Annotated in this window: 2 protein-coding genes; both read right to left on the bottom strand. The window is 73.5% G+C overall.

All coding sequences use genetic code 11. From position 1 onward, the window contains the following. On the bottom strand, positions 1–1,057 hold a 1,057-nt coding region (locus tag ACFFNX_RS48660; protein ID WP_378213248.1), incomplete at its 3' end, for a sensor histidine kinase. Then, a complete protein-coding gene (locus tag ACFFNX_RS48655; RefSeq protein WP_378213246.1) occupies positions 1,054–1,731 on the bottom strand; it encodes a response regulator transcription factor in 678 nt (225 codons plus the stop codon). The genes ACFFNX_RS48660 and ACFFNX_RS48655, both read right to left, overlap by 4 nt. Positions 1,732–1,973: the final 242 nt, after the last annotated feature.

The raw sequence follows: 1,973 nt of genomic DNA, 5'->3' as shown, positions 1-1,973 counted from the left end.
TGTGCGCGCGGACGTTGGCCAGCAGGTTGGCGAGCACCTGCCGGATCCGGCCCTCGTCGACCAGGGCGGTCAGGTGCGCCGGAGCCTCGAGCGCCAGCGGCCGTTCCGGCTCCACGGCCGCGGCGTCGGCGACCGCGTCGCGGGCGAGGGCGGCCAGGTCGACGTCCTCCCGCGTCAGCGCGGAACCCTTGTCGAGACGTGCCAGTTCGAGCAGCTCCTCGACCAGCCGCCGCATCCGCTCGGACTCGGCCGAGATCCGGCGCAGCGCCTCCTCGGCGTCGACCGCGCCCTGCTCGTACAGCTCGGAGTAGCCGCGAATGGTCGTCAGCGGTGTGCGCAGCTCGTGGGAGGCGTTCGCGACGAACTCGCGCACCTTCGCCTCCGAACGCACCCGCGCCACGAAGGCCTGCTCGATCCGGCCGAGCATGACGTTGATCGCGCCCGCCAGCCGGCCCACCTCCGACGGTGACTCCTCCATGCGGGCGCGCAGGTCGCCGCCGCTCGCGATCGCGTGCGCCGTGGTGGCCATCCGCGCCAGCGGGGCGAGCCCGCGCCGGATCAGCCAGCGCCCGAGCAGCGCCAGCACGCCCAGGATGACGGCGATCGTGAGCAGCTCGGTGACGATCAGCCAGGCGAGTGACGCGCGGATGTCCCCGAGCGGGGCGACGACGATGGTGACGTGCCCGCGCAGGCCCACCCGGGCGACCGCCCGCATGCCCCCCATCCGGAACGGCCGGCCGCCCGCCGCCTCGTCGAAGAAGACCCCCGGGCCCATGCGCCGCGCCTGTTCGAGCGCTGCCGAGGGGTCCGGGTCGTCGCCGCTGACCGCGCGTACGGTCCCGTCCGGCGCCATGTTGAGAATGATGTAGCGAGCCGGGGCGACGCTGTCGCCCACCCGCGCCAGGGCGGGCTTCTTCTGGACCGCCTGGAGCTGGCCGTCGACCCGGTGCATGAGGTAGCCGCGCAGCGCCGCCGTACTGACCACCGCCATCAGCACCATGCCGATCGCGGTGACCGCCAGCAGCCCCGCCATCAGGCGCGCGTTGAGCGACCTCACGACGACGGGGGCCGCAGCGCGTACCCGACGCCGCGCTGCGTGTGGATCAGGTCCGGGCCGATCTTGCGGCGCAGGTAGCTGACGTAGGTCTCGACGACGGGGGAGGAGGATGAGTGGTCCCAGCCCCAGACGTTCTCCAGGAGCTGGGCGCGCGTCAGGACCCGTCCAGGGTTGTGCATGAGGTAGGCCAGCAGCCGGAACTCCGTGGGCGACAGCTCGATCTCGGCGCCCGCCCGGCGTACGGTCCAGCGGGCCTCGTCCAGCTCGAGGTCGGCCACGCGGAGGATCTCGTCGGCGGGCTCGTGCTCGGAGCGCCGCAGTACGGCGCGGACCCGGGCGACCAGGGCGTCCACCGAGAACGGCTTGGTGACGTAGTCGTCACCGCCCAGCGTCAGGCCGGTGACGGTGTCGGTCGGGGTGTCCCGCGCGGTGAGGAAGATGACGGGCGTCTCGTCGCCGCGGCCCCGCAGCCGCCGGCACACCTCGAAGCCGTCGAGGTCGGGGAGCATGACGTCGAGCACGATGAGCCGGGGCCGGTCGTCGCGCGCACGCGTCAGTGCCTCCTCGCCCGTCGCGGCCTTGGTCACCTCGAAGCCGTGGAAGCGCAGCGCGACCTCGACGAGGTCGCGGATGTTCGGTTCGTCGTCGACGACGAGTACGCGTGGACTGTCCATCGGATCCCATCATCGCGCCTGCGGGAAGCGTGATGCCCCCGGCGGCCGGCCGCCGGGGACATTCTCCGACGCGTCTGGGGCGTGTTTCGAAGTCCCTCCGGCAGGGGCACTCCCCGTCCGGGGCACTCCCCGCCCTCCCAGGGCCGCCCGGGGCACTCCCCGCCCAGGGACACTCCCCGCCCAGGGACACTCCCCGCCCAGGGACACTCCCCGCCCTCCCAGGGGGCGCCGACCCCACTTCC

It is taken from the genome of Actinoallomurus acaciae, assembly GCF_042429965.1.
GTDB lineage: Bacteria > Actinomycetota > Actinomycetes > Streptosporangiales > Streptosporangiaceae > Actinoallomurus > Actinoallomurus acaciae.
The sequence above is the reverse complement of the archived record's forward strand: the minus strand, read 5'-3'. Positions and strand labels throughout refer to the sequence as shown.

Excerpts from the sequence above, each read along its gene's own strand:
- ACFFNX_RS48655 (WP_378213246.1), bottom strand. The coding sequence starts at position 1,731 with ATGGACAGTCCACGCGTACTCGTCGTCGACGACGAACCGAACATCCGC.